The organism is Wolbachia endosymbiont (group B) of Sphaerophoria taeniata, from assembly GCF_947179355.1.
GTDB lineage: Bacteria > Pseudomonadota > Alphaproteobacteria > Rickettsiales > Anaplasmataceae > Wolbachia.
The window spans coordinates 639,002-664,759 of record NZ_CAMXAW010000003.1 but is presented as its reverse complement, the minus strand read 5'-3'; the positions used below and the strand labels follow the sequence as shown (position 1 = coordinate 664,759).

The 25,758-nt window shown below is 34.7% G+C and carries 22 protein-coding genes, 1 tRNA gene and 2 pseudogenes; 8 read left to right on the top strand and 17 right to left on the bottom strand.

The features are described 5' to 3' along the window. Positions 1–16 precede the first annotated feature (16 nt). The 3 genes from ltrA (ONG75_RS07165) to hemE all read right to left on the bottom strand — a co-directional run bounded on the left by ltrA (ONG75_RS07165) (position 17) and on the right by hemE (position 2,972). Positions 17–1,264: a group II intron reverse transcriptase/maturase gene (gene ltrA, locus ONG75_RS07165; protein ID WP_264336129.1), complete on the bottom strand. Its 1,248-nt coding sequence runs from the start codon at positions 1,262–1,264 to the stop codon at positions 17–19. Between the two features lie 43 nt (positions 1,265–1,307). Continuing rightward, entirely contained in the window at positions 1,308–1,457 is a 150-nt protein-coding gene (locus tag ONG75_RS07160) for a hypothetical protein (protein ID WP_264336130.1), read from the bottom strand. A gap of 498 nt (positions 1,458–1,955) precedes the next feature. Beyond that, entirely contained in the window at positions 1,956–2,972 is a 1,017-nt protein-coding gene (gene hemE, locus ONG75_RS07155; RefSeq protein ID WP_264375167.1) for a uroporphyrinogen decarboxylase, read from the bottom strand. 404 nt (positions 2,973–3,376) lie between these two features. On the opposite strand from hemE, the gene ONG75_RS07150 reads away from it, so the two are divergent. Then, positions 3,377–4,195, top strand: a complete 819-nt coding sequence (locus ONG75_RS07150) for a transporter associated domain-containing protein (protein ID WP_010403535.1) — start codon at positions 3,377–3,379, stop codon at positions 4,193–4,195. Positions 4,196–4,419: 224 nt separating this feature from the next. On the opposite strand, the gene tnpC is transcribed toward ONG75_RS07150, so the two are convergent. Continuing rightward, positions 4,420–5,802, bottom strand: coding sequence for an IS66 family transposase (gene tnpC, locus ONG75_RS07145; protein ID WP_264375454.1), 1,383 nt, complete (start codon positions 5,800–5,802; stop codon positions 4,420–4,422). A 122-nt stretch (positions 5,803–5,924) separates the two neighbouring features. Next, positions 5,925–7,058 (bottom strand): annotated as a pseudogene (locus ONG75_RS07140) (IS256 family transposase). A 198-nt stretch (positions 7,059–7,256) separates the two neighbouring features. Here ONG75_RS07140 and ONG75_RS07135 point away from each other — a divergent pair. Then, complete coding sequence (locus ONG75_RS07135) at positions 7,257–8,279, top strand: IS110 family RNA-guided transposase (protein WP_264375440.1); 1,023 nt, start codon at positions 7,257–7,259, stop codon at positions 8,277–8,279. 123 nt (positions 8,280–8,402) lie between these two features. Here ONG75_RS07135 and ONG75_RS07130 read toward each other — a convergent pair whose 3' ends face one another. The 11 genes and pseudogenes from ONG75_RS07130 to ONG75_RS07080 all read right to left on the bottom strand — a co-directional run bounded on the left by ONG75_RS07130 (position 8,403) and on the right by ONG75_RS07080 (position 17,603). After that, positions 8,403–8,531: a hypothetical protein gene (locus tag ONG75_RS07130; RefSeq protein WP_264376120.1), complete on the bottom strand. Its 129-nt coding sequence runs from the start codon at positions 8,529–8,531 to the stop codon at positions 8,403–8,405. A 100-nt stretch (positions 8,532–8,631) separates the two neighbouring features. Further along, positions 8,632–9,052: pseudogene (locus ONG75_RS07125) on the bottom strand (IS630 transposase-related protein); the annotation flags it as partial. An 87-nt stretch (positions 9,053–9,139) separates the two neighbouring features. Then, positions 9,140–9,691 (bottom strand): 5-formyltetrahydrofolate cyclo-ligase, encoded by a 552-nt coding sequence (locus ONG75_RS07120; protein ID WP_010403418.1) that lies wholly within the window; start codon positions 9,689–9,691, stop codon positions 9,140–9,142. After that, positions 9,675–10,304, bottom strand: coding sequence for a ferredoxin reductase domain-containing protein (locus ONG75_RS07115; RefSeq protein ID WP_019236782.1), 630 nt, complete (start codon positions 10,302–10,304; stop codon positions 9,675–9,677). Before ONG75_RS07115 ends, ONG75_RS07120 begins: the two co-directional genes overlap by 17 nt. Before the next feature lie 33 nt (positions 10,305–10,337). Then, positions 10,338–11,465: a SurA N-terminal domain-containing protein gene (locus tag ONG75_RS07110; RefSeq protein WP_264376119.1), complete on the bottom strand. Its 1,128-nt coding sequence runs from the start codon at positions 11,463–11,465 to the stop codon at positions 10,338–10,340. Positions 11,466–11,583: 118 nt separating this feature from the next. Continuing rightward, positions 11,584–11,674, bottom strand: a tRNA-Ser gene (locus tag ONG75_RS07105). A 98-nt stretch (positions 11,675–11,772) separates the two neighbouring features. Next, positions 11,773–12,279 carry an inorganic diphosphatase gene (ppa, locus tag ONG75_RS07100; RefSeq protein ID WP_264376118.1) on the bottom strand — a complete coding sequence of 169 codons (507 nt, stop codon included), beginning with the start codon at positions 12,277–12,279 and terminating at the stop codon, positions 11,773–11,775. A 75-nt stretch (positions 12,280–12,354) separates the two neighbouring features. After that, a complete protein-coding gene (locus ONG75_RS07095; RefSeq protein WP_264376117.1) occupies positions 12,355–13,650 on the bottom strand; it encodes a WD1261 family protein in 1,296 nt (431 codons plus the stop codon). 112 nt (positions 13,651–13,762) lie between these two features. Continuing rightward, positions 13,763–14,869 carry a tRNA 2-thiouridine(34) synthase MnmA gene (gene mnmA, locus ONG75_RS07090; protein WP_264376116.1) on the bottom strand — a complete coding sequence of 369 codons (1,107 nt, stop codon included), beginning with the start codon at positions 14,867–14,869 and terminating at the stop codon, positions 13,763–13,765. 227 nt (positions 14,870–15,096) lie between these two features. Further along, positions 15,097–16,164, bottom strand: coding sequence for a rod shape-determining protein (locus ONG75_RS07085; protein ID WP_264376115.1), 1,068 nt, complete (start codon positions 16,162–16,164; stop codon positions 15,097–15,099). Between the two features lie 20 nt (positions 16,165–16,184). Further along, the gene (locus tag ONG75_RS07080) at positions 16,185–17,603 is read right to left on the bottom strand and encodes a gluzincin family metallopeptidase (protein WP_264376114.1); all 1,419 of its coding nucleotides are present in this window, start codon (positions 17,601–17,603) and stop codon (positions 16,185–16,187) included. 274 nt (positions 17,604–17,877) lie between these two features. Between ONG75_RS07080 and ONG75_RS07075 the strand changes: the two genes are divergently transcribed. The 3 genes from ONG75_RS07075 (at position 17,878) to ftsH (ending at position 21,840) form a co-directional block, all read left to right on the top strand. After that, positions 17,878–18,357: an OmpA family protein gene (locus ONG75_RS07075; protein WP_007302208.1), complete on the top strand. Its 480-nt coding sequence runs from the start codon at positions 17,878–17,880 to the stop codon at positions 18,355–18,357. A gap of 142 nt (positions 18,358–18,499) precedes the next feature. After that, a complete protein-coding gene (tilS, locus tag ONG75_RS07070) occupies positions 18,500–19,792 on the top strand; it encodes a tRNA lysidine(34) synthetase TilS (RefSeq protein WP_264376113.1) in 1,293 nt (430 codons plus the stop codon). Positions 19,793–20,010: 218 nt separating this feature from the next. Continuing rightward, positions 20,011–21,840 (top strand): ATP-dependent zinc metalloprotease FtsH, encoded by a 1,830-nt coding sequence (ftsH, locus tag ONG75_RS07060; RefSeq protein WP_264376112.1) that lies wholly within the window; start codon positions 20,011–20,013, stop codon positions 21,838–21,840. A gap of 124 nt (positions 21,841–21,964) precedes the next feature. On the opposite strand, the gene ONG75_RS07055 is transcribed toward ftsH, so the two are convergent. After that, positions 21,965–22,555, bottom strand: a complete 591-nt coding sequence (locus ONG75_RS07055) for a hypothetical protein (RefSeq protein WP_264376111.1) — start codon at positions 22,553–22,555, stop codon at positions 21,965–21,967. Between the two features lie 336 nt (positions 22,556–22,891). On the opposite strand from ONG75_RS07055, the gene ONG75_RS07050 reads away from it, so the two are divergent. The 3 genes from ONG75_RS07050 to ONG75_RS07040 all read left to right on the top strand — a co-directional run bounded on the left by ONG75_RS07050 (position 22,892) and on the right by ONG75_RS07040 (position 25,716). Continuing rightward, positions 22,892–23,041: a hypothetical protein gene (locus tag ONG75_RS07050; RefSeq protein ID WP_264336130.1), complete on the top strand. Its 150-nt coding sequence runs from the start codon at positions 22,892–22,894 to the stop codon at positions 23,039–23,041. A gap of 43 nt (positions 23,042–23,084) precedes the next feature. Further along, positions 23,085–24,332 carry a group II intron reverse transcriptase/maturase gene (gene ltrA, locus ONG75_RS07045; RefSeq protein WP_264336129.1) on the top strand — a complete coding sequence of 416 codons (1,248 nt, stop codon included), beginning with the start codon at positions 23,085–23,087 and terminating at the stop codon, positions 24,330–24,332. Between the two features lie 190 nt (positions 24,333–24,522). Further along, positions 24,523–25,716: a pyridoxal phosphate-dependent aminotransferase gene (locus ONG75_RS07040; protein WP_264376110.1), complete on the top strand. Its 1,194-nt coding sequence runs from the start codon at positions 24,523–24,525 to the stop codon at positions 25,714–25,716. Positions 25,717–25,758: the final 42 nt, after the last annotated feature.

Genomic DNA, 25,758 nt, shown 5'->3' with positions numbered 1-25,758 from the left:
ATACAGCTCCCGTTATTCAGCCTTTTGATCCCAATCCTAGTGTCCAGTGATAGAAAATATTTGGAGACCTCTTTCTCACTTTTGCTAGAAATTGCTTTGCTAGTCTTCCATGATTTCGAAGTTTCTTATATTTGGCTCTGACCCATCCTACTAGGTGCCACTCTACATTTCTAAGAGATGGATACATCTCTGATTTATAAAACCTGCCATAGTACTGATACCAGCCTCGGACTATAGGATTTATTTTCTTTGATATTTTCTCTAGTGTTGTATATGTTTGCCTACGTATTTTCCATGACCTTATGGTTTGGTTGATCTTCTTCTTGGCTTTGTTGCTAATTGCAGGTAGAAATGAGACAAAATAGTTTCCTATTTTATTGTTCTTTGCCAGTCTAGGTCTGAACGTGTAACCCAGAAAGTCAAAGCTCTGTATTGGAAACACATCTCTCCTATTGTCATCCTTACAGTACACTATTTGTGTCTTTTCAGGATGTAATTTTAGCTTAAACTCAGCCAATCTTTCTTCGATCTTGTCTTTTATGAATTTTGCCTGTTTCTGGGTTTTACAGTGCACCATTGCATCATCTACATATCTCTCAAATGGTATTGTTGGGTAGTTTTGCCTCATCCACATATCAAATGCATGATGCATAAATATGTTAGAAATGATTGGGCTTACAGAACCTCCTTGTGGAACTCCCTTATTCCTAACTACCTTACTGCCATCTGCTAGTTGAATCGGGGCTTTCATCCACCTTTCCACGTACAGTATGACCCACTTGCAATCTGTATGCTTCTTGATAGTTTGCAGTGCTAACACATGATCCAGATTGTCGAAAAATCCAGAAATATCAAGATCTATCGTCCAATCACTTCTCCAACATCTCTTACACGCTGTACTTACCGCATCCAGTGCAGACTTGTTTGGTCTATAACCATACGAATCTTCGTGAAATTCCGGCTCTACTAACGGTTCGAGATACATAGTAGCTGCTGTTTGCCCTATCCTGTCGAATACTGAAGGAACACATAAAGTTCTTTGTCCTCCTGTATCTTTTGGTATCGCAACAGCTTTTACTGGTTCTGGAAAATAACTTCCGGATGACATCCGATTCCACAGTTTGTATAGATTATCTTTTAGATTTTCTTCAAACTTTGTTATCGAGACCTCATCTACACCTGCCGCACCTCTGTTTTTGGATACTTGTTTATAAGCTTTCCAAATCAGTTGCTTTGGTATGTCAAAAGATTTTGTTTTATTCATTAACTCTTCCCTTTCGGTTGATAAATAATTAAAACTAAATAACTCAGCCCCTTCGCTCCATTTCCATTACAAAAACTTCTTCACTACTACGAGCTAATCCGCCCCTGTTTTTCGCATCAGTACTCTCTTCCTTAGAGTTCAGCTCCTTGGACTTCTCCCTTATCATCGAAACGACAGGTTCCCATAGTTCCACACAATAGCCTGAAATAGGTTCATGCCACCTATATGCCGGATGCCACCTACCCAGTAGACAAGTTCCCGATAGGCTTATCCCAAGTTACTTTTTCTCCCCTGGTTTTGACATCATCGCATTACCTTTCGACGTGTAATCAGTGGTTCACTTGCGTTCATCTCTCTATTTCACACATGACGCATAATTACGCCTTTTCCATAACGCTCACTACCTTGGCTCTTTACCAAAGCAGCTTATGGTTGTTTGAAGCCTGCTCTTGTAAACCGGCTCCGAGGGGCCCACCCTCATCTATTGTGCAGCTTTCGCACTTAGTTTGCTCTTTCCTGAACATTCCTTGTGTCTCTACGGCACACAAAAAGCTTAATAAATTGAAAAAGGCAAATAAATCCCTGTATAGCGAGTTTTAATAATGTAAATTGGCACTGTAATAATGTGCTAACGCTTAAAGTAAGAGCGATTTGGCTGACCACCCTCATAAAGGCTTTTCATACAAGAGTTTTAGTAGTTTCTTACTAGGTCCACTAATGCAGCAATATTTTCAACCGGAGTATCAGGAAGCACTCCATGTCCAAGATTAAATATAAAAGGTAACCCTCTAAAACAATCTATTATACGCTTTGCTTCTTCAATTGCTTCTGACTTATTGTAGGCCAAAAGACTAGGATTAAGGTTCCCTTGCAGAGGAATTTTTAGATTTTCTTTCGCCCATTCTATTGGAACATTATAATCTATACTTACTGCAGATACGCCTGTTTGTTCGCAGTAATCTGTATAAAGATTTTCAGCAGAGCGCGGAAAACCTATTATTGGAAAATTGGGAAATCTACTCTTTATTGCCGAAACAATTTCCTTTGTTGGCTTGATGATGTATCTTTCAAACAGTTTTTCCTTCAATACACCAGCATTGCTGTCAAATAACTGAATAACATCTGCTCCAAACTCTATCTGTTTGATCAGATAAATAATTGTCGCTTTCGTTATTTTGTTTATTATTTCCTCTAGTGCCAATGGACAGAAATTTAGCACCTTGGAAAAAGTTTTACTACCACCGCCCTCTATGATGTATGAACCTACCGTCCACGGCCCTCCAGCAAAGCCTATAAGCGATTTTTCTTCTGGCAACTGGCTTCTTACTTCTTTTATAGCATTTAGGATTGGTAATGTGTTAGATTCAATTCCTTGTAGACTCTTCAAGTCTTTAGCACTTTCTATAGGTCTTATTATTGGACCCACACCTCGAATAAAATTTACATTACAGCCTAAAATGTCAGCTATTATCAAAATATCAGAAAAAATTATCGCTGCATCCATATTGAACCTTCTTATTGGTTGTAACGTTAACTCTGTTACCAAATCTGTGCTATAACATATCTCCATGAAATTATTCATGTTTTCCACCGCCTTCCGATACTCAGGAAGAGACCTACCAGCCTGACGCATTAACCAAATAGGAACTTTTTCATCTGACTCGTTCTGGCTGATGATTCTTGCTATTTTTGCTTTACTTCTTTTCAATCTACTTTATCTAATTTTTATTTAAACTAAAGTATAACAGTAGTAGTAGTTCTATCAATAAATTGTTATTAACTTAAAATTCAGTAAAAATTAGTATTACTTAGCTTGTGGATAAATATGTTAATAACTTCTCTATACTATTGATTTTCATTTATGATTTATGTGTATAAGTAAGATGTCTAGAATGTTAGTAATTTTCTTTTATGGAAAAAAGCTTTACTATCATGGATTGTTATATAATTATGTATATGTCATTGAAAAAATTGTTGATCAATTGTTAGTATTTTATGTCAACAAATAATTCACAAATTAATTTGACATTATTCACATGCTTATTAAACATTTAATAACAGTTTTCTTGATAGACCTTATCTAAAGATATTTTCACCATTAAAGGGAATAAATTGAATAAGAAAAGAACTTTAGTAGAAAAAATAGCATACAGAATTTTTCTCTTTCTCTTCAACAAAACTTCTGTGTTAAAAAAATGTGCGACTGAGTCATTAATGGGTGATCTGTCAGGTCTTGACATACTTAATAGTCTATTAAAATTCCGTGATTGTAGTATCATGGATATAATGACTCCACGTAAGGAGATATGTGCAGTAGACATTGAATCGAGCAAGGATGAGGTAATAAAGAAGGTGAAAAACACTTACCATGCTAAGATACCAACTTATATGAATAACTTTGACAACATAATAGGCTTTTTTTACGTAAAAGATATCATTTTCAATAAGAATAAAGATTTTAATCTGAGGAATATTATAAAAAATGTAATATTTGTACCAGCCTCAATGAAAGCAACAAATCTTTTTGTTAAAATGAAATCTTCCAAGTCATATTTAGCTATTGTACTGGATGAATATGGCGGAACTGATGGTTTAATTTCGATAAATGATCTTATAGAAGAATTGATACCAAATATTGATAACGAGAATGAGGTAAATTCAGAACACACCATTACTGAATTATCTCAAAATAAGTTTGAAATATCGGCAAGGGCCCTTATAAAGGATATAGAGGAAAATCTAAAAATAGAGTTGTGTGAATCTGAAGAGCATTATGCCACACTTAGTGGTTTGGTTCTTTCAATTGCTGGTAAGGTACCTTCTGTAGATGAAGTTATAAGATATAAAAATGGTATAAAATTTATCATCAAGGATGCAAATGAACGATACATTAACAAAATAATACTAGACTTAAGTGATTACAAAAATTAAATTCAATATTTTTTAGTGAAAGGTACTTTATCTTGGAAGTAGGGGACATAGTAGCCAGGTATACAATTTAAACAATTTCTTAATATACAAAAGTTTGTAGTTCTATACGTTACTGTTTGATAATTAAGGTGGGAATAGTTTTATTGGTACAAAGTTATAAAAATTAGTTGTTTAAATATTTTTAGCGATCTGTAACTTTCAAAGTATCCGTTCAGGAGAGTGGTTTAAGAAACAATAGATAAGAGGTTTTGGAAAGGATTGAGACCCCTTTGTTTCCATGTTAAGTATAACGAAATTATCCGTTCAAGGAATGCATTTCCCCGCTTTGATTGTGTAAAATACGAATTTTTGCGGTAAACGACATAATGCCGTATCTGCTGTTCAGCATGGTTGTTTGTCAGCGGAATGTTTTTTGGGTCATCTAAAAAATTCCACATCATTCTTTCAGATTTCAAAATATTTTTCGCAACTCGAGAGGCTCCAATTGCTTCAGGTAAGTAGGATATTTCCTTCAAGTAATACCTTGTACGTTTTCGCAACTTTCTGGCACGTCTGGCAAATCTAAAAACATCTATCTCATTTTTTAGCAAAGCCTTTTTTAGTGCAAATAATTCAGTAGCTACATTTCTTAAGTAACAGCCAAGAACTTTGACTTCAATATTCCAACTATGCGCTAATCTTTCAAAATCCCTTGCTAAGTGTGCCCAGCAGATTTGCCTTTTTTCATCAGCAAAGTAATTGTATACTGCGTACCTGTCGGTTACCACTAAGCTATTATGATTGCAGCATGCGTTATTTTTTAAAACTTTCATTCCTCTTGACTCTGTCAACTTCACAAAACTTGCCGTATTGCTTGCAAACATCCAACACCAAGCGAGTTTACCTTTGTTATAATGGCTCGTTTCATCAATATGTAGAACTTTACTCCTACTTATCTCTTGTTCGATCTGCTCATACATTTTTTTGCATTTTGAAGCAACTCTATGTTCACTATTTGATATGCTAACGACGCTTATGTTCAAATTGAAGATATCATTTACGACACTCGCTATTTCGCGTTTTGAATTTTTGTAGAATCCGCTGAACGCTGCAATTATTGACTTAACCCTTGGACCAAATGTATCTGACGTAACACCTTCTGGTAACTTACTGCTTCTTCTTTTTCCGCATCTCCGGCAACGACCATGCTCCATCTGATATTCCACTACATAAGGCCTAATTTCCGGAAGATCAACTTTTTGATGAATGTACGGTCCATTGCATATTGCAATCCCTCCTCCGCATTCACAAGTAGATGACAACTTTACTTTTATCACCTCATCTGCATCCATTTTGGCGCGAAAACTTCCTTTATGACCAACCTGACCACCAACGTTTCTGTCGCTCTTTGGCTTGTCCTTTTTTATTTTGTACAACTCTCTAGAGCTTGGTAGAGATGAATTTTTCGAGTTTAAACCAAGCCTTTCCTTTAATTCAGCGTTCTCTATCTTTAAAGCCTTGTTCTCTGCTTTTAAACTTTCATTCTCCCTTTCCAGCTTTTCTATTTTTGCTTCTAACTTTTCTATTTTTTGCTGTAAATTTTTGCAAAGCTCTAAAAGGTTTACCACATTACCTCACTTTTGCTCTATGATTATCTTTTTAGATCACCTTGTCTACCTTATTCTGCCACTCCGCTGAACGGATACCTTTCAAAAAGGGAGTGTTAAATAAACTGTTTCAAACCGCATTTTTAATTCAACTCAATTTTTAACCTACAAGAAAAAAAGATATCAAGTTGAGAGATAGTTAAAGCCCAATCATGTATAGGCATAGCCTATTTTTCTCTTACCTTTTTTATAGCACAATATACCTGTTCATACAAGGCATTTGTGCTAGTAAATGAGCCCTTAGTTTTAGTAAATTTTCTGATCTGTCTATGTAGTCCCTCAATAGGATTTGTGGTATAAATTAACTTTCTTACAGGGCCAGAATATTTTAAATAACTAGACAAATTTTCCCAATTATTCTCCCAAAACTAAAGTATATTTTCTCCCCATTTTTCCTCTAGCTCAAGCAAATAATTTTCGGCAATTTCTCTACTTGCAGCACGGTATATTTTTTTCAAATCATTCATGAAAATTTTCACATCTTTGCTCGATGCATATTTCAGTGAATTTCTTATCTGATGTACAATACATAGTTGTATTTCTGCTTTAGGAAATACACTGTTTATTGCTTTAGGAAAGCTTTTTAGCCCATCTACACATACAATCAGGATATCTTCTACTCCTTTCTCTTTTAAGTCATTTAACATCCCTAGCCAAAAGTTAGCTCCCTCACTTTCTGCTATATAAAAGCCTAAAACTTCTTTCCTTTCATTCTGCTAATATATTCTACATATATTTACTTACGCAATGCCCGTCTTCTTTGACCTTAAAAAACCATAAACACTATTGGATACACTGATTGCAGTGGACGACTACGCCACTCATTTATTACAGGCAATAATTTATCAGTAATACTTGATATCTCCGCTACAGATATTTTATATCTCTTCTACATGCGACTCTATATCTCTATATACCATGCCACTGGCATATGTACTTAAAACCTTTGCTTCAAGTTCGGTTGTTTGCCTTTTTCTGACTACTTGTGGCTCAAAGCTTCCTTCCCTATCTCTTGGTGTCAATAACTCAAATGAACCTGCACTTGTCCGTAAAGTCTTTGAATTTCTTCAATTTCTTCGATTATTTTCTTCGCTTTTAGCCGACAAGTGATTTTTTATTTCACCTTCCAGAATCGCTTCCAGTAGCCTTTTTACAAACGGTGTTAATGCACCATCTCTTTCCGTCAATGATCTTGTATCTTGTAAAAAGCATCTAATGTTTTAAGCTTAAGCATTAGATGGAGAAGAGAAGAACTCTGTCAGTGGTCTTAGATATAAAATCTGTAAGGTAGATAAGAGTTCTCTTCTCAAGAGTACAGGCTGGACGGTATCGTAGAAAAACCTAAATGGTTCTAATTCTGTATTCACAAGACTAGCCTTACTTTTCATTTTTAATGGTAACGCATGGGGTTATATATGATCAACAACTTTTTAGGTATAGATGTATCGAAAGATCGCTTTGATGTTTTTCTCTCGTTCATAAGCAAAAAAGGAAGATGTGAAACTAGAAAAAGGAGTTTTAAAAACGAGGATTCTGGGTTTCAAGGTTTACTTAGCTTTCTACAAAAACATAATGTAGAAGAAGTAAAAGCCTGCATGGAGGCTACTGGTTGTTATAGCGAAGCTTTGGCTGAGTTTCTGCACAACGCTGGACATTCTGTTAGTGTTGTAAATCCTTATTGCATAAAATCTTATGCAAGGAGTAAGCTGATACGACAAAAGAATGATCAGACCGATGCAGAAGTTATTGCTGATTATTGCCAAAGACAGGAACCTTCTAGTTGGACACCACCTTCTCCTGAAATGAAAAAATTAAAACATCTTTATCGTTGCTCAGTTGCGTTAAAAGATGAGTTAACATTAGTAAATAACCACTTAGAAAAAAAAGAGAGACTGCTTAAAGAAGTTGCAAGTGCTTGGGAAGACCTTGCAATGAATATAGCTCAAAAAATAGAAACAATAAAAAACTCCGTACGTGAACTATTAAATCAACATAAAGAATTGTTGGAAAATTTTCAACTTCTATTGACTATTCCAGGAATAGGAGAAGAATCAGCAATAGCTATTTTAGCTGAAGTTCCTGACATAGAGGTTTTTAGAGATGCCAGGCAATTGGCAGCATATACAGGAGTTATACCACGAAATATGACGTCAGGTTCCTCTGTATATGCCAAACCCAGATTAAGTAAATCCGGTTCACAAACATTACGTAAAGCACTTTTCTTTCCTGCTATAGTAGCTAAGAATCACAATCCTATCATTATTAGTTTTTGCCAGAGATTAAAGGAAAAGGGTAAGCATAATATGGCTATCGTTGGTGCTGCAATGCGTAAGCTACTCCATATCATTTTCGGTGTTCTAAAATCCAAAAGTGCTTTTAATCCTGACCATATCAAGAATTACAGGGCAAAGCGGTTGGAGGAGAATTTAGTACTTTAAAATCAAAAAATGCGTACTTTCTATCTTATGTAAAATAGCATTTTACACAAATTTATTTAATGTAGTTGGTTAGTGTATATGTTGATAGAAAGTATTTTTTGATTTCGTAATACAGCTTAAGATTCAATTTCTATAATTTTCTTGTTGACTGACAAGACGGTATCTACCTTCTCGTATAGATGACAGAATATTTGACTCTAGTTCTTGATAGTCTACTAATCCAACATATTTATTTGCCATTTTTTCACTCATGTGTAAAACCTCCGTTTTATATTAATTGTAATATTTTACTTTTCGGTTTGACACACTTTATTTAACACTCCCGTCCTTTCTGGCAATACCCATAGGTTCAGTGTCCAGACTCATCTATATACACTAATTCTTTAGGTTCTTTTGTTGCTATAACCTTTGAAAATTGAGCTCGCTTTTCTTCATTTCTTTCTTTATATCCGTAGGTCTTTTTTTTCTTGTGAATCCTATATTTTTAAGTGCTCGATGAATTGTTTGTCTACTAATATTGCCCCAGCATCTCTGACTGAGTTTTGCCACCTTGCTCATTTGCAAATTCGGCAAATGCATTCCAGTCGGTAATTTTATGCCACGCTTCCAGGCTTTTTTGACTGAAAATCTCCCGTTTTCTCACGTCTTTTCTTCCACTCATATAAAGTTGTTTTTCCGATCTTAAATCTCTTGGCAACAGTTTCTCCACTCTCTCCTTCATCCAATGCTTCCATTACCTTTTTTCTTAAGTCATAACTATATGCTACTGGCATCCTTACCTTCCACTACTATCAATCCATATCTTACTCTTTTTGGACTATTATGAGAAGGGCTATACTATCAGAAAGAGGGAGACTATGCTACTCCTTTCTATCCACTTTTTTGAGCAATCCACTTCTACATCTAACACACATCTCAGTGATTATAATATCCAATTTTTGATCATGTTTTTCTACAGGTAAATTTTTACAATATTGCTTCTCATAGGCTACACCTATAAATATTTTTCCAAGTGGCCGTAATTTTTTTATCATTTCATCATACCAACCACCGCCAAAACCTAACCTATTAAAATGATCATCAAAAGCAACAATAGGGGTAATGATTGTGTCGGGAATTATATCTTCATCTGCTTTATTCCATTCCTCAAATTTTAATAACTTATTTTTATTAGGAATTGCTACTTTATATCCTAAATCGAGTAAATGATGCATCAAAGGCACAACATTAATTTCTCCGTCTGTTGGAATGTACGCTGCTATTGTTTTACCTTTAACGCAACTTAAGTTTTTGTTAAAGAGATTAATAAGAGAATTTGCTGCATAACTAGAATAACTTTCATCAACATCTTTTCTTATGGTTCTATATTGCTTCCTTAGTTCCTCTTTGTGCTGTTTAGTGTCTTTGAACATGTTCTATCCATTTTGCAGTGAGCTTTTCTTGTAAACTATTTTGCTTCAAGCGCTCACTTAAAAAATCAAAGTCAACAAGCTCCATATCCTGGTCTTGATTACTGCAACTATAAACAAAACTTATTTCTCCTGTTTCCTTATTTATGTGTTGCTGAATACATTGAGCGCAGATTTCTTTCATCATGCACTGCATAGGAGAGTTAACTGATGATATTGCTATGTGTTTTGGTTTTAGATATGGCTTTAAAATTGTTTTTCTAGCTTCATTTATAGCTTTCATCATTTTATCAGAACCAATAGTGATGATTTTATCTATAGTGTTTAAACTAATAGTAATTTTACCTAACTTTCCTTGCTGATATGAGATTATTGCATCAACTATATTACCATGAAAGGATTTATCCTGTTCTCTGCTTGTTTCTATCAATCCTTCTTCACATGCCCAAATTACTGCACTTGATGCACGTTCTATCAGTGCTCGTTTAAATACATCACTTAATTTTTTATAGCCAGCGAAATATAAAACCTTATGATTGTTTTCAAGACATGCCTTCCCTATCGAAAATAACACTGCATTTCCAACTCCACCGCCAATGAGCATTATATTCTTCATAAACTTTTTATGGAGTAGAAAACCTCTCTAACTTCAATTAAACTGATAACTAACAGCTGCATTTTTACGCATATTATCCAATAACAGGTTGCTTTGTATCATAATCTTTTGTTGATACATTTCCTGTTTGATTGCTTCTATATCCATTGCATTATTTTTGATATCACATAACATCATCAACTTTGCAGTGCTATTTTCTCTTAATTCTACTATTTCATTCATATTTGTTTTACTAAATAAAATCTGTAAATCAGGATTTAAATTTCGCATTTTTATTTCAAACTCTTTTACGCTTGGCAACTTGAAATCATCTGCTAACTTGTCAAAATTTAAACAACTGACCTTTTGCTCCTTAAAATTAGAGAGTAAACTTTCTGAACCTTCAACTACAACCTGTTTCAGTTTTAAAGTACTTTTCAGCATTGTATGATTAAGCTGTACTTTATCTATGACTTTTATAACAGAGTAACCTTCGCTTAAACTAACCGGACCTGCTACATCACTGATTTCTAATCCTTCCAAAACGTCCTTGAGTTTACCTTTTAGCTGACTTAAATTAACGGTTGCTTTGCTCATCTTTATTGAAGATTCTGGATTATTACTGCTACGCAATTGTTTTATTAAATCTTCAGCCATCTTCTGATCAGGAATTACAAACTCCTGAAATGTAATAAGGTAGTCAGGTTTCTCTTTTTGTTTTCTTACATCGTCCACTTCTTTATCGCTGATATTGACAAGTGGCACAATTCCTACTTCAATAATCTTGTTCCACAGTAGCTGACACTTTACTTGTTTTTCTAGGGTATTGAGATCTATATTATGCTTTTTTACGTATTGATCAACTTCATCAGCCTCAAGTTTTAAACTTTGAGTTAAGAATAACGTGACAGCATTATTTAACTCCTCGTTACTCAATTCTATATTCATCTTCTGTGCTTTGCTGACAATGATAATTTCGTCTATTAACTGTCTTAGAATTTGAGATTTTACCTCTTTTTGATTAATCTTCTGAGTGCCAAGCAATGAATTTATGAAGTTTATACGTCTTTCGATATCTAAATTTGAAATTGGCTCACCATTTACATCTGCAACAATTTCAATCTCAGTTGCAAGTAACCTAAGCGGCAGCATTATTAATATCAAAATTAGTATTTTATGCATATAAAATTATTTAGCTAATAACTAATTCTATAATAAATACTGAATAAACGCTAGCTAACTTTTTAATAATTAAAAAAGAGGATGAAATTACTGTAATGAATACCTAAACAATAATATACGGAAGGAGAGGGATTCGAACCCTCGATACGACTTTTCAATCGTATAACGGTTTAGCAAACCGCCGCCTTCAGCCGCTCGGCCACCCTTCCAAATTATTACTATAATATCAAGACCTTTACTGCCTGTCTAATGCTTTTAACCGCAACATAAAAAACAACAATATTTTTCTGAGCAGCTCTAATGCAAACTAATTTCTACTTTTTTCAATGATTTTTTTTGCTTTTTCCACATCAGCCCATTCTCCAACTGTTACCGTTTTTCCCTTTTCTAAATCTTTATAATGAGAAAAGAAATGAGAAATTTTATCTAGTAAGTTTTTAGGTAAGTCAGAATAGTTTTTTATATTCTCATAATAGCTATCAACACTGGAGATAGGTACGGCTAATATTTTTTCATCCTCTCCTTTTTCATCTTTAGTGAGCAATGCACCTATTGGACGCACTGATATCAAAACCCCAGATGCTAAAGGAAATTGAGTTATTACCAAAACATCTACAGGATCACCGTCACCTGCACAGGTGTTTGGTACAAATCCATAGTTGCAAGGGTAAGTCATTGAGGTGGACAAAAATCTATCAACTTTTAATAAACCAAGCTCTTTATTAAATTCATACTTTACAGGCTCAGCATTTGCGCCTATTTCAATTACCACATTCACCGCATTTGGTCCCGCTGTTATTTTACTTAAATCCATAAATTACCTCTTAACTTAAGAATAAGCATTATACAATATGTGCTTTTAAGTTGCCACATTTATGTAGTTCTGAGCTTATTTTGCATGGAGCGGTTCTAATTTTTTCTTCCGCACATCATCGACTGTTGAAAGTGGTGGTTCCTGTGGTGGTTTCAATAATTGAGATAAGGCATATACTATTACGATAGTAAGTACTGCAGCAACTATGAAATTGATGAGATTATTTTGTGGCAAAATATTTGTTATTGAGTTGAATAACTTTTGCTCCATAAAGAAATAATCAGCAGTATATAATCCAATAGACAATATAAACATACCTAAAGCTAATTTACAAAATGTGTTTTTATGATTTTTGTTTTTTTTGTTACTGATAGTAGAGTTTAGTCTGCATTCACTTTGTGGCACTGAGTAATACGTATTCTCAGGGTTTGTTACTAATTGTTCAAATGCATCACTATTTTGGTTTTTTAGTAGTTGCTCTAGAGTACGTTTGATATTTTTAGGATATAGAGAATCTTGACTGTCTTGCTCTCTTGCAGCTGTAAATGTCCCGTTCAATTCACTTATACCTCTATAATTAAGTGTATACTTGGTGAATCCATTTCTATACGGTAACTCAATTTTTCTTAATACGTTTATTAACTGTAAGATGTAACTGTAATACAGTGGTGTGTTGATTACTCTAGCTTTCTCATTAATATATTGATTGAGTGATAAAATATCTCCATTTCCAGTACATGTAGAAAATATACCATAACTAGAAAATAGTAATGCTATGTCTTTATCTATTTTTATACTGTGAATCGAGTAATAATGATTTATTACCTCTTTACATAAGCTAAACTCTTTATCAAATTCATTTGCATAGCTTATTTTGAGTAACTTTTTAACATTATTGAGTACTTGTTTCTCAAAGTCATCATTATTGTTAAATAGAGCTTCACCTTTCGGATTTGCTAGAATATTAAAAAGCTTTAGTTTTTTTTGATCTTCTGTCAATTCTACTTGATCTACAATTTCCCTTAGCAGTTTCTTCGAAGTGTCACAAAGAGTAGGTATTTTTTTACTTTCAACTGCAGCATATATTTTATCAATTACTTCTTGAGTATTGAACTGAGCATTTTCTGCAAGAACTCTATAAGCTTGAACATAAATTAAAAACAATCCTTGTAGACTAAATTTTAAGTTAAAATATTTATCTAATGGCTCTTGTTCTTTTTTATTAATGAATTCGGATAGACCTATATGATTTCTGCAATCCATGCAATGATGTAAGTCAGCATGTTGAAAACTGCCCAAACGAATAAATGCGGCCTCTAGTAAATTGCCCTTACCAACAATTTTTATTAACTCTTCAACTTCTTTAACCATCCCTCTAGTCCACAATATAATAATTATCTTTATAGTATAAAGAATATAGGATAAAACAGCAATAAATTTTATTGTATGTTTACATTCTGCATTAAAAAATTAAACCACCAAGTTAGGAGCATATCCAACCTCCACCTATAACTTGTTCGCCCTTATATGCTACACAGGCTTGACCTGGACTGATGCCAAAGTAATCGTCGTTTAAAATTACACAGGCTTTGTTCTTTTCGTCAGTTGAATATATTGTCGCTAAGCTTCCTGCATGTGATGACCTAAGCTTCACAGTTACTTCCATGCCTTCTTTTGGTTGTTCTAACCAATTTAACTCTTTGACCAATATCTTTTTTTGCATGAGCGCATTGATTGGACCCACTACAACCTCATTATTTTCTGTATTAATTCTTATTACATAAAGAGGCTCACTGTGTGCAATGCAGAGGCCTCTTCTCTGGCCCACTGTAAAATTTACTATGCCGTTGTGCTCACCTAGCACTTTTCCATGAATATCTACTATTTTACCTTTCTGTACAGATTGTGGAGCTAATTTAGCTATTGTTTTACTATAGCTTTCGGAAACAAAGCATATATCTTGACTATCCGGCTTTTCAGAGATTTGTAAGCTAAAATATTTTGCTAATTTTCTTATATCACTTTTATAGAACTCACCTAGTGGAAATCGCAAAAGCTTTAACTGCTCCTCAGTTGTAGCAAACAAAAAATAACTTTGATCTTTACTTTTATCAATACTTCTGCACAACTTTACCTCACCATTTTCTTCTAATCTTCTTACGTAATGTCCTGTTACGAGCACATCCGCACCAAGATTTTTTGTGACTTGCAATAGATCACGGAATTTTACTGTTTGGTTACATCTTACACATGGTATGGGGGTTTCCCCACGCATATAGGTATTTGCAAAATCCTCTATTACTTCCTTTTTGAATATTTCCTCGTAGTTTAAAATATAGTGGGGAAAGCCAACACTTTCAGCCACGTATTTGGCATCATAAATATCCTGTCCAGCACAGCATGCACCCTTTCTCGCATTACCATCACTGCCATAGAGCTGAAGAGTCACACCTATCACTTCGTACCCAAGGTTATACAGCAGTGCTGCAGCAACGGAGCTATCAACTCCCCCGGACATTGCAACAATAGCCTTAGTTTGATGCGGAGCTTTATCTTTTAATAAAGGTTCAATTTCAAATTCTTTTAGCATATAATTTATAAACACAAACCTGGTGTCAAGCACTGGAATCCAGTTTCTATTACACAATTTCATCGAAACAGCGTACTTATTTGTAGTCAAGTTCCAGTGTCAAGCGCTGGGATGACACCCCTTCCTGCTGGAAGTTGCCTTTAAATTACTTGGTGCGTGACACTGGGATCTCATTTATATTACATAATTCCATCAAAACAATTCGATAAACTGCCTTCAAAAACAATTTAATCTTGCTTGAATAAAACATGGCCAAAATAGTCCATGTTTTCAAGTACTTTTCCGCTACCCAGGGCAACACAACAAAGTGGATCATCTGCAACACGAACTGGTAATTTTGTTGTTTCACTAATAACTTTACTCAAGTTGCGCAATAACCCACCTCCACCAGATAAAATTATTCCTCTATCAACTATATCAGAAGAAAGTTCAGGTGGAGTACTCTCCAGTGCAGTTCTAATAGCAGAAATTATCTGATGTACAGGCTCTATTAGGCTCTCTGCAACTTGATATTCTGATAAAAGCATTTCTTTTGGCATACCACTCACTAAATCCCTGCCTTTAATTATCATTCCCTCTTTGTTGTTTTCAACTGGCAGACTGGCTGAACCGACGCTTTTCTTAATTTTTTCAGCAGTTGTTTCGCCAATCAATAACTTATGATTTTCACGAATGTATGACTTTATTGCCTCATCCATAATATCGCCACCTACTCTGGCAGAACGTGAATAAACAATTCCACCTAAAGAAATAATTGCAACTTCAGTTGTACCACCTCCTATGTCAACAATCATAGAACCTTCAGGTTCGGTAACTGGAAGTCCAGCCCCAATTGCTGCAGCCATTGGTTCTTCAATTAAGAATACTTCATTTGCACCAGCACTTTCTGCTGCATCTTGTATAGCACGCCTTTCAACTGGGGTAGATCCAGATGGAACACATATGATAATATTAGGCTTATTAACAGTGAATCTTGTGTTTGCGCTGCGTATGAAATATTTTAACATTTCTTCCGCGCTTTTAAAATCAGCAATAACTCCGTCTTTCAAGGGCCTTATCGCTTCTATTTCTCCAGGTGTTTTTCCGAGCATCATCTTAGCTTTTTTGCCAAAAGCATAAGGAACGTAACTTCCTTTTTCTTTTACTCTTGCTACAACTGAGGGTTCATCAAGCACTATCCCCTGACTTTTCTGATAAACTAAAGTATTTGCAGTACCAAGATCTATAGCAATATCGCTAGCAAATAAACCTTTGAAAGTAAAAAAATTTCTGATTAAATTCTGAACAAAACTCATACACAACTCAAGAAAACCATTTATTTAGACAAATTATACTTTTCAGATAAGTAACTAGTGTAGCACTCAATATCTAAATCCCTACCTGTTACCTTTTTTAGCTGTTCCAAAAAGCCATAATTTGCACTATATACATTTTTAGAGAACCAATCGATAAGTAAACTGAAATCTCCTTTTACTATAGAATCTAAAAATTCGTAATGATTTTTCTTAATGAAAGAAAAAAACTGCACAGCAGCGATTAACGCTATGACTTTAATAGGAAAGTAGCCTATAACACCACTTATCCAATACTCATCTTGAAAATAAGTGTCTAGCTCATTTTTAGCTTTTACTGAAATCTTGTAATGCTTCATACCTTCCAACCATTTATCGTGTAGATCTTTAACTTCTAACGTACCATTTATTAGATCTTGTTCTAATTTAGTTCTTAGCATAATGTGAGCCAATAAACTAAATTCATCCGCATTCTTCAAAAAAGATGAAAGATTTACTTTATTGAAAATCAAATACAAATTTTCAACACTACTATTAATTTTGCCTTTTGTAGAAAGTTTCTCCTTTATGTGTGGTTGAATGAACTCAATAAATTCTCTGGATGTTCCAATGATCCTTTCCATGAATAACCCTTGAGTTTCATACATAATATGTTTTGTAATTGAGCTCTTTATAGAATTTTGCGCTAAACATTTTTGATGAATTGCATAACCAGTATGCCGTAAAAGTAAAAATAAACCATAACAAAGGTCAGATTCATCATAATCGATAGAATCGTAATAAGAAATGGAAATCTCATTTGGTGTAACACTCATTTGCTGTAAGAATAAGGAACCAAGTTCAATCTGTCTCTGAACCGTAACTTTTTGTATATTAGTAACCTTATCCTTCTTCTGCTTTTGAGTTACTTTCTCTACATTTTCACTAAAAAATTTACCTAGCTTAGGAAATATTTCCTTTATGTTCTTTTCTGTGATATTAGAGTCATAGTCAGCAAGCAATGACTCATAGTTTGAGCGCTTTAATTGCTGCGATTTTATAGAAGCTGCTTCACGAGTAAGCTTAATTAGGTTAGTAAAGCATTCTTTCAGCTTTTCTAAGTTACTAATTTCAGAATTAGTTAGCCTCCATAAGTTTTGGCATTCAATCTTAGCTTTGGACAAAGATTTTACTAAATCAACAGGAATAGCACTACTGCTTTTGTATATCCCCTCTATTAACTTTAGCTGCTGAATATTTGCACTCTTTTTATTCCTAAGAGCATTTGCTAATGATTCCTTTATTGTATCATGAGAGATAATTTCATGTCTGATTTCCTCTAGAAGACACATTTGTTCAACTTTGTCCTCTACATTCAATTGGCTTTTGCTTAGTAGTTTTAGTGTGTTTTCGATATTCCTTACCTTATGTAATACTTCCTCTAAAAACTTATAAGATCTCATTTTTATTCATTGCTTTGAAACATCTGCTTAATATCGTAATAGATTAATAATAAAGTTAAAAGTATATTTGCTTAAAGTACAATAAAAAATTGTATTTTTATTCTTTTATTGTACTTCATTGCTAAGAATTGAGCATCTTATCAGAAAATTAATTATAAGATTGTAAAGAAAACATTTAGTATTTTATTTCCCTTGACTCTATTCTAGTATAGAGGGATTATTAGTACTAAAATTAAAATTACGCACTATATTTTAAATTTATGGAGGTTTAGTGATGTGGAGTAGACTGATTATAATGTGTTGTTTTTGTTTACTGCTTACTGGTGTAAGTTCTTGCCCTAAAAAAGGAGTAAATACGACAAATAAAATGAATGCTGTTGTTAAGCAGATAGGTGATAAAAGAGTTTTCTTTGGTTATGATGAATCTAGTATCAGTGAAGTGAGTGCAGATGCATTACTTGACGTGATGGAAGTGTTACAAAATAATCCTGACGCAAAGGTCACTTTAACTGGTCATACTGACAATCGTGGTTCTCACGAGTATAATCTTGCACTAGGAGCTAGAAGAGCAGATGCAGCTAAAAAATTTATGGTCAGCTGTACACCTTATCTAGAAAATAGAATAAAAACTGCTTCTAAAGGTGAAACTGAGCCTTTGGTTAATGTAAAAGATGATTCTAGAAATTCTAAATATGAAAAAGAGCATGCTAAAAATCGTAGAGTGGAATTTTCATTTTCTGGAATAAAGAAGTAGTTTCTTGCATTAAAACCTGGATCCCAGTGTTAAGCACTGGGATGACAAAAGAGAGCAATTCCGCTGCTTGTTAGCGGGATCTATATATACCACAAATAAGTCGCTGTATGACGTAGAGACTATCTGGCCATCAAGAAACATAATGAAATTAGAGTTATTATTTCAAAATATAGCTAATAGCTTTGCTTTCCATAACCAAATCGCAGTTGCAGTATCAGGTGGTGTAGATAGTATAGTCTTACTGCATTTAATGACTAACTGGGCAAAAAAAAACAAGCTTTCACTTCCTATAGCATTAACAGTAAATCATGGGTTACGTTCAGAGTCTCAAAAAGAAGCTGATTTTGTTATAAGTTATGCAAAAGAACTTGGAGCAAAGGAATCGTTCATATTAAATTGGGAGAAGCAAAATATTAAAGGTAATATTCAGTTACAGGCACGAAAAGCACGATATAAGTTACTAGCAGAGTGGTGTAAAAACAATAATGTTAAATGTTTGCTCGTTGCTCATCACAAAGATGATCAAGCAGAAACGTTCTTATTAAGATTGGAGCGAGGTAGTGGAGTAGATGGATTATCATCAATGGATTACAAATCTTTCTTAAATGGTATTTATATATTTAGGCCGTTGTTAAATTTTAGTCGTAGTGAAATAGAAAAGTACGCTAATCTTCACCGGTTAAAATGGATCGAAGATAGAAGCAATTATGACTTAAAATACAGACGAACTTTATACCGTAACTTACTTAAAGCAAGTGACAATCAAGAGATTTTAACAGAGCGAATATGCCTCACAGCCCTTCATATGAAAAGAGCTGCAAAAGCGTTGATGCACTACACACGCCTTGCACTTAATGACTGCGTTAATATTCATGATCTTGGTTATATTGAAATTAAACTAGATGAACTTTATAAACTGCCAGAGGAAATAGCTTTAAGGCTTCTTCTTTATTCTATAATGGCAATTGTCAACAAGCACTATAAACCAAGGTACCGTAGCCTTATCGCAATATTTAATAGAATATTGCAACAAAATAGTGATGTTAATTGCACACTCTATGGATGCAAAATAAGAAAATATGGAGAAAGTATTTTGATAATGAGAGAATCGTCAAATATACAGGAAATTACTGTACACTTACCATTAAATGGTTCTATTGAATGGGATAACAGGTTTAGCTGCACAATATTTGGAGATGAGGAGTGTTCAGTAACTATTGCTCCGCTAAAAAAAACACAAAAAATCCCTGAATTTCTAAAAAATTATGATTATTGCTCTGAAGTTTACTATTCTTTGCCTACAGTACAAAAAGATGGAAAGATGTTTGCTTATCCATGTATGAAACATAATAGTAAGAGCACTAGTGATGATGAGATTAAATATTTTATTTCTAGTATAATAAAGGAAAATTTGCTAAAGTTAACTGATATTTAATTAAGGATTACAATGAGTGGGGCAAGATTTTTTAAATTTGTAATTATTTTTCTAAAGTTTACTACTCTTTTCCAACAGTGAAAAAAATGGAAAGGTGGTTGCTTATCCTGATGTAAATTATAACGGAGAAATACGGTGATGATAAGATTCGATGCATTATTAATAGCATGATAAAACAAAATTTGGTAAGCTTGATTAGTGTTTAATTAGAAATGTAAATGAAAAAATTTTTAGAAGGCTTATTGATCTGGTTAGTGATTATTGTTCTTATTTCAGTTGCTTATATTCAATTTAGCGGAAGTATAGGTAAGAGTAAAACAACCATACCTTTTTCAGAATTTTTAACTAGACTAGAAGATAATGATATAGAAAATATTACAATAAGAAACCAAAGCATCGAAGGGAAGTTTAGGGATGGGTCAGCCTTTAACTCAAGTGGTGTTATATATAGTGACTTAATAAAAAGTTTGCATGATAGGAAAGTGAAGTTCTCCTTTTCAATTGGAGACTCTGCAATAGGTATAATTGGTGGATTACTTATTCAATGGGTTCCGACCCTTATCTTTATCGGTTTATTACTTTTCCTTTTTAAACAAACGCAAGCAGGAGGTAATAGAACTATAAGCTTTGGCAAATCAAAAGCTAGGCTTATGACTACTGGAAAAAAAGTGACATTTGATGATGTTGCTGGGATTGATGAAGCAAAAGAAGAGTTGGTTGAAATTGTTGATTTTCTTAAACAAAGGCAAAAATTTCAAGTGTTAGGTGGGAAGATACCAAAAGGATGCCTTTTAATTGGTTCCCCTGGAACTGGTAAAACTCTACTTGCTCGTGCAATTGCAGGTGAAGCTAATGTACCGTTTTTTAGTATTTCTGGATCTGATTTCGTTGAAATGTTTGTCGGTGTTGGTGCAAGCCGTGTCCGGGATATGTTTGATCAAGGTAAGAAAAATGCTCCTTGTATAATTTTCATAGACGAAATAGATGCAGTAGGTAGGCATCGCGGCATCGGTCTTGGTGGCGGTAACGACGAAAGGGAACAAACATTAAACCAGTTACTGGTTGAGATGGATGGTTTCGAGTCTAATGAAGGTGTGATAATAATTGCTGCAACTAACCGTCCAGACGTCCTAGATCCAGCACTACTTAGACCTGGTCGTTTTGACCGACAGATTACTATTTCTTTACCTGATATAAATGGGCGTGAGAAAATATTAAATACGCATATAAAGAAAATATCGATAGCACCAGATGTAAACGTAAAAACAGTTGCGAGGGGAACGCCAGGTTTTTCAGGGGCTGATCTAGCAAATTTAGTGAATGAGTCTGCGCTTATTGCTGCAAGAAGAAATAAGAAAATTGTTACCATGGATGATTTTGAGTATGCACGTGATAAAGTGATGATGGGCATGGAAAGAAGGTCCTTAGTCATTACAGAAGAAGAAAAAAAGCTTACTGCTTACCATGAAGCTGGTCATGCAGTAGTTTCAGTTAATATGCCTGCTTCTGATCCTATACACAAAGCAACAATTATTCCACGTGGTAGAGCACTTGGTTTAGTTATGAGACTACCAGAAACAGATAGAGTGTCCCTCACAAGAGAAAAGATGCTAGCAGATATAACTGTTGCAATGGGTGGGCGTGTGGCAGAAGAGCTAATTTTTGGCTATGATAAAGTCACAAGCGGTGCATCTTCAGATATAAAACTAGCATCAGATTTATCACGTTCTATGGTGACAAAATGGGGAATGAGCGACAAAATAGGTCCGATCTATCATAATCGCGAACAAATCACACATGATTCTGAGACAATTTCTGAAGATACGTTAAGACTTATAGATGAGGAAGTAAAGAAAGTCGTATTTTCTTGCTATGAAAAAGCAAAAGACATTTTAACCAAGCGTAGGAAAGACTTGGAGCTCATTGCTGAAAATCTACTGGAGTTTGAAACTTTAACAGGAGATGAAATAAGAGACATATTAAGTGGAAAAAAAATTGTTAGAAATGAAAATGAAGGTAAAGAAGAGATAAGAAGATCCTCTCTCTAATAAGATCTGGCTTTATTTAACCGCTAAAACAAAAATTTTTAATTAATTAGCTTAAGTTATAAGATCATAGTTAAGCCGATGTATTTTATAAATGGACTTTTTTGAACATTCTTCCAATTTTTTTCTAAATAACTCTTTGCCTATTTAAATAAGTATGTTCAGTATTAGAGCTTTCCAGACCGCTACTAGGAGAAAGATTAGGTTCTTGACCTTTAAACATCTCTATTAGCTTTAATACAGGAGCAGTTCCTGCTACAATAGCTCCTATAACAGCAGTAGCACCCATGATGAGAAGAATCGGTTCTGCAGTGGTGATTACACAAAGCTCAATACATAAACCAGCAATGACCATACCAACCATTATACCAATGAAAGCACCTACAATTATGGATGAAACTACACCAATTAATTCTCCTATTTTTGAACTAAGTGGTACTTCTCTTTCACGTCTAATACGCCTAATATAGCGTGACCTCATTTGTCCTCTCATTATTACATTTTCATCCCTGTTTCCAAAGAGATTCAATGACGCTTCTCTTTCTCTAATAAAATTTGGCCGCATTTGTTGTTCTCTTGCCCTTCTTCGCTCTCTCATTATTATGTTTTCCTCAAAGAGGTTTAGTGGTACTTCTCTCTCACCTCTAATTCTAACATGATTTAGCTGTGCTTGTTCTACTAATAACCTTATTGTACTTTTTGTGTGCCGTAGAGACACAAGGAATGTTCAGGAAAGAGCAAACTAAGTGCGAAAGCTGCACAATAGATGAGGGTGGGCCCCTCGGAGCCGGTTTACAAGAGCAGGCTTCAAACAACCATAAGCTGCTTTGGTAAAGAGCCAAGGTAGTGAGCGTTATGGAAAAGGCGTAATTATGCGTCATGTGTGAAATAGAGAGATGAACGCAAGTGAACCACTGATTACACGTCGAAAGGTAATGCGATGATGTCAAAACCAGGGGAGAAAAAGTAACTTGGGATAAGCCTATCGGGAACTTGTCTACTGGGTAGGTGGCATCCGGCATATAGGTGGCATGAACCTATTTCAGGCTATTGTGTGGAACTATGGGAACCTGTCGTTTCGATGATAAGGGAGAAGTCCAAGGAGCTGAACTCTAAGGAAGAGAGTACTGATGCGAAAAACAGGGGCGGATTAGCTCGTAGTAGTGAAGAAGTTTTTGTAATGGAAATGGAGCGAAGGGGCTGAGTTATTTAGTTTTAATTATTTATCAACCGAAAGGGAAGAGTTAATGAATAAAACAAAATCTTTTGACATACCAAAGCAACTGATTTGGAAAGCTTATAAACAAGTATCCAAAAACAGAGGTGCGGCAGGTGTAGATGAGGTCTCGATAACAAAGTTTGAAGAAAATCTAAAAGATAATCTATACAAACTGTGGAATCGGATGTCATCCGGAAGTTATTTTCCAGAACCAGTAAAAGCTGTTGCGATACCAAAAGATACAGGAGGACAAAGAACTTTATGTGTTCCTTCAGTATTCGACAGGATAGGGCAAACAGCAGCTACTATGTATCTCGAACCGTTAGTAGAGCCGGAATTTCACGAAGATTCGTATGGTTATAGACCAAACAAGTCTGCACTGGATGCGGTAAGTACAGCGTGTAAGAGATGTTGGAGAAGTGATTGGACGATAGATCTTGATATTTCTGGATTTTTCGACAATCTGGATCATGTGTTAGCACTGCAAACTATCAAGAAGCATACAGATTGCAAGTGGGTCATACTGTACGTGGAAAGGTGGATGAAAGCCCCGATTCAACTAGCAGATGGCAGTAAGGTAGTTAGGAATAAGGGAGTTCCACAAGGAGGTTCTGTAAGCCCAATCATTTCTAACATATTTATGCATCATGCATTTGATATGTGGATGAGGCAAAACTACCCAACAATACCATTTGAGAGATATGTAGATGATGCAATGGTGCACTGTAAAACCCAGAAACAGGCAAAATTCATAAAAGACAAGATCGAAGAAAGATTGGCTGAGTTTAAGCTAAAATTACATCCTGAAAAGACACAAATAGTGTACTGTAAGGATGACAATAGGAGAGATGTGTTTCCAATACAGAGCTTTGACTTTCTGGGTTACACGTTCAGACCTAGACTGGCAAAGAACAATAAAATAGGAAACTATTTTGTCTCATTTCTACCTGCAATTAGCAACAAAGCCAAGAAGAAGATCAACCAAACCATAAGGTCATGGAAAATACGTAGGCAAACATATACAACACTAGAGAAAATATCAAAGAAAATAAATCCTATAGTCCGAGGCTGGTATCAGTACTATGGCAGGTTTTATAAATCAGAGATGTATCCATCTCTTAGAAATGTAGAGTGGCACCTAGTAGGATGGGTCAGAGCCAAATATAAGAAACTTCGAAATCATGGAAGACTAGCAAAGCAATTTCTAGCAAAAGTGAGAAAGAGGTCTCCAAATATTTTCTATCACTGGACACTAGGATTGGGATCAAAAGGCTGAATAACGGGAGCTGTATAAATTGAGAGGTTTACGTACAGTTCTGCGAGAGACTGGTGGGGAAGCTCCGCCGGTCTACTCTCCAATATCTATATTTAAGAATACAAAAATACCAACCTTTATGTAAAATAATAAAATTTCTAGCTTTTTTGTTGTGTAGAGTTTATCATTTTTATTTAACTTTAGTGAGATTATGTCAGACCTTGCAAAGAGGATGTCTCTGATAAAACCGTCGCCTACAATTGCTGTGACCGATAAGGCAAACAGATTAAAAAGCGAAGGAAAGAAAATTTGCGTTTTAGCTGCGGGAGAGCCGGATTTTGACACTCCAGATCATATAAAAAAGGCAGCTATTCAATCGATAAATGAAGGCAAAACTAAATATACTGCTGTTGATGGAACGCATGAGCTTAAAGAGGCGATAATCAATAAGTTAAAAAGGGATAACAATCTAGAATATACACTGAACCAAATTTGTGTCGGCGCAGGCGCTAAGCAGGTGTTATTCAACTTATTTATGGCAACAATTGACCCTGGAGATGAGGCTATAATACCAGCTCCTTATTGGGTTTCGTATGTTGATATGGTAAATCTTTTTGGCGGACTGCCAGTTGTTGTAGAGTGCAAGCAAAACTTTAAGCTGACACCAGAATTACTGAAGAGCAAGATAACTAAGAAAACTAAATGGTTAATTCTTAATTCACCGAACAATCCAGCAGGAATTGTCTATAGATATGATGAATTGAAAAGCATAGCGCAAGTATTGCTTGAATATCCACATGTAAATATTGTTACAGATGATATTTATGAGCACATAGTATACGATGAAAAGTTTTTTACCATTGCTCAGGTTGAGCCAAAGCTTTACGATAGGGTTTTTGTTGTCAATGGAGTATCAAAAGCCTATGCAATGACTGGCTGGAGAATAGGTTATATTGCAGGTAGGAGTGATATAGTAAAAGCTATTTCTACACTGCAGTCTCAAAGTACTTCTAACCCAAATTCAATAGCACAAGCAGCAGCAGTTGAAGCGTTAAACGGTGATCATAGTTTTTTGAAAGAAAGAACAAAAATCTTTAAGGATCGTAGAGATTTTGTAGTAAAAAAGCTAAATTCTGCTTCAGGATTGTCAGTATCTATTCCGCAGGGTGCATTCTATTTGTTTGTCTCATGTGAAGGTTTATTGGGTAAGAGTACGAAAAGTGATAAAGTAATAAATAGTGATCTTGATTTTACCGAATATTTATTAGAAGATCATTTAGTTGCTGTTGTTCCAGGAATTGCATTTGGTCTGAAAAATTTTATCAGAATTTCTTATGCAACCTCTCAGGAACAATTAGAAATTGGATGTGATAGTATTACTAAAGCATGCGAAATGCTAAGTTAACTTTTTAATATTCCTATATATAATATTTCAGTAAGATAGAGT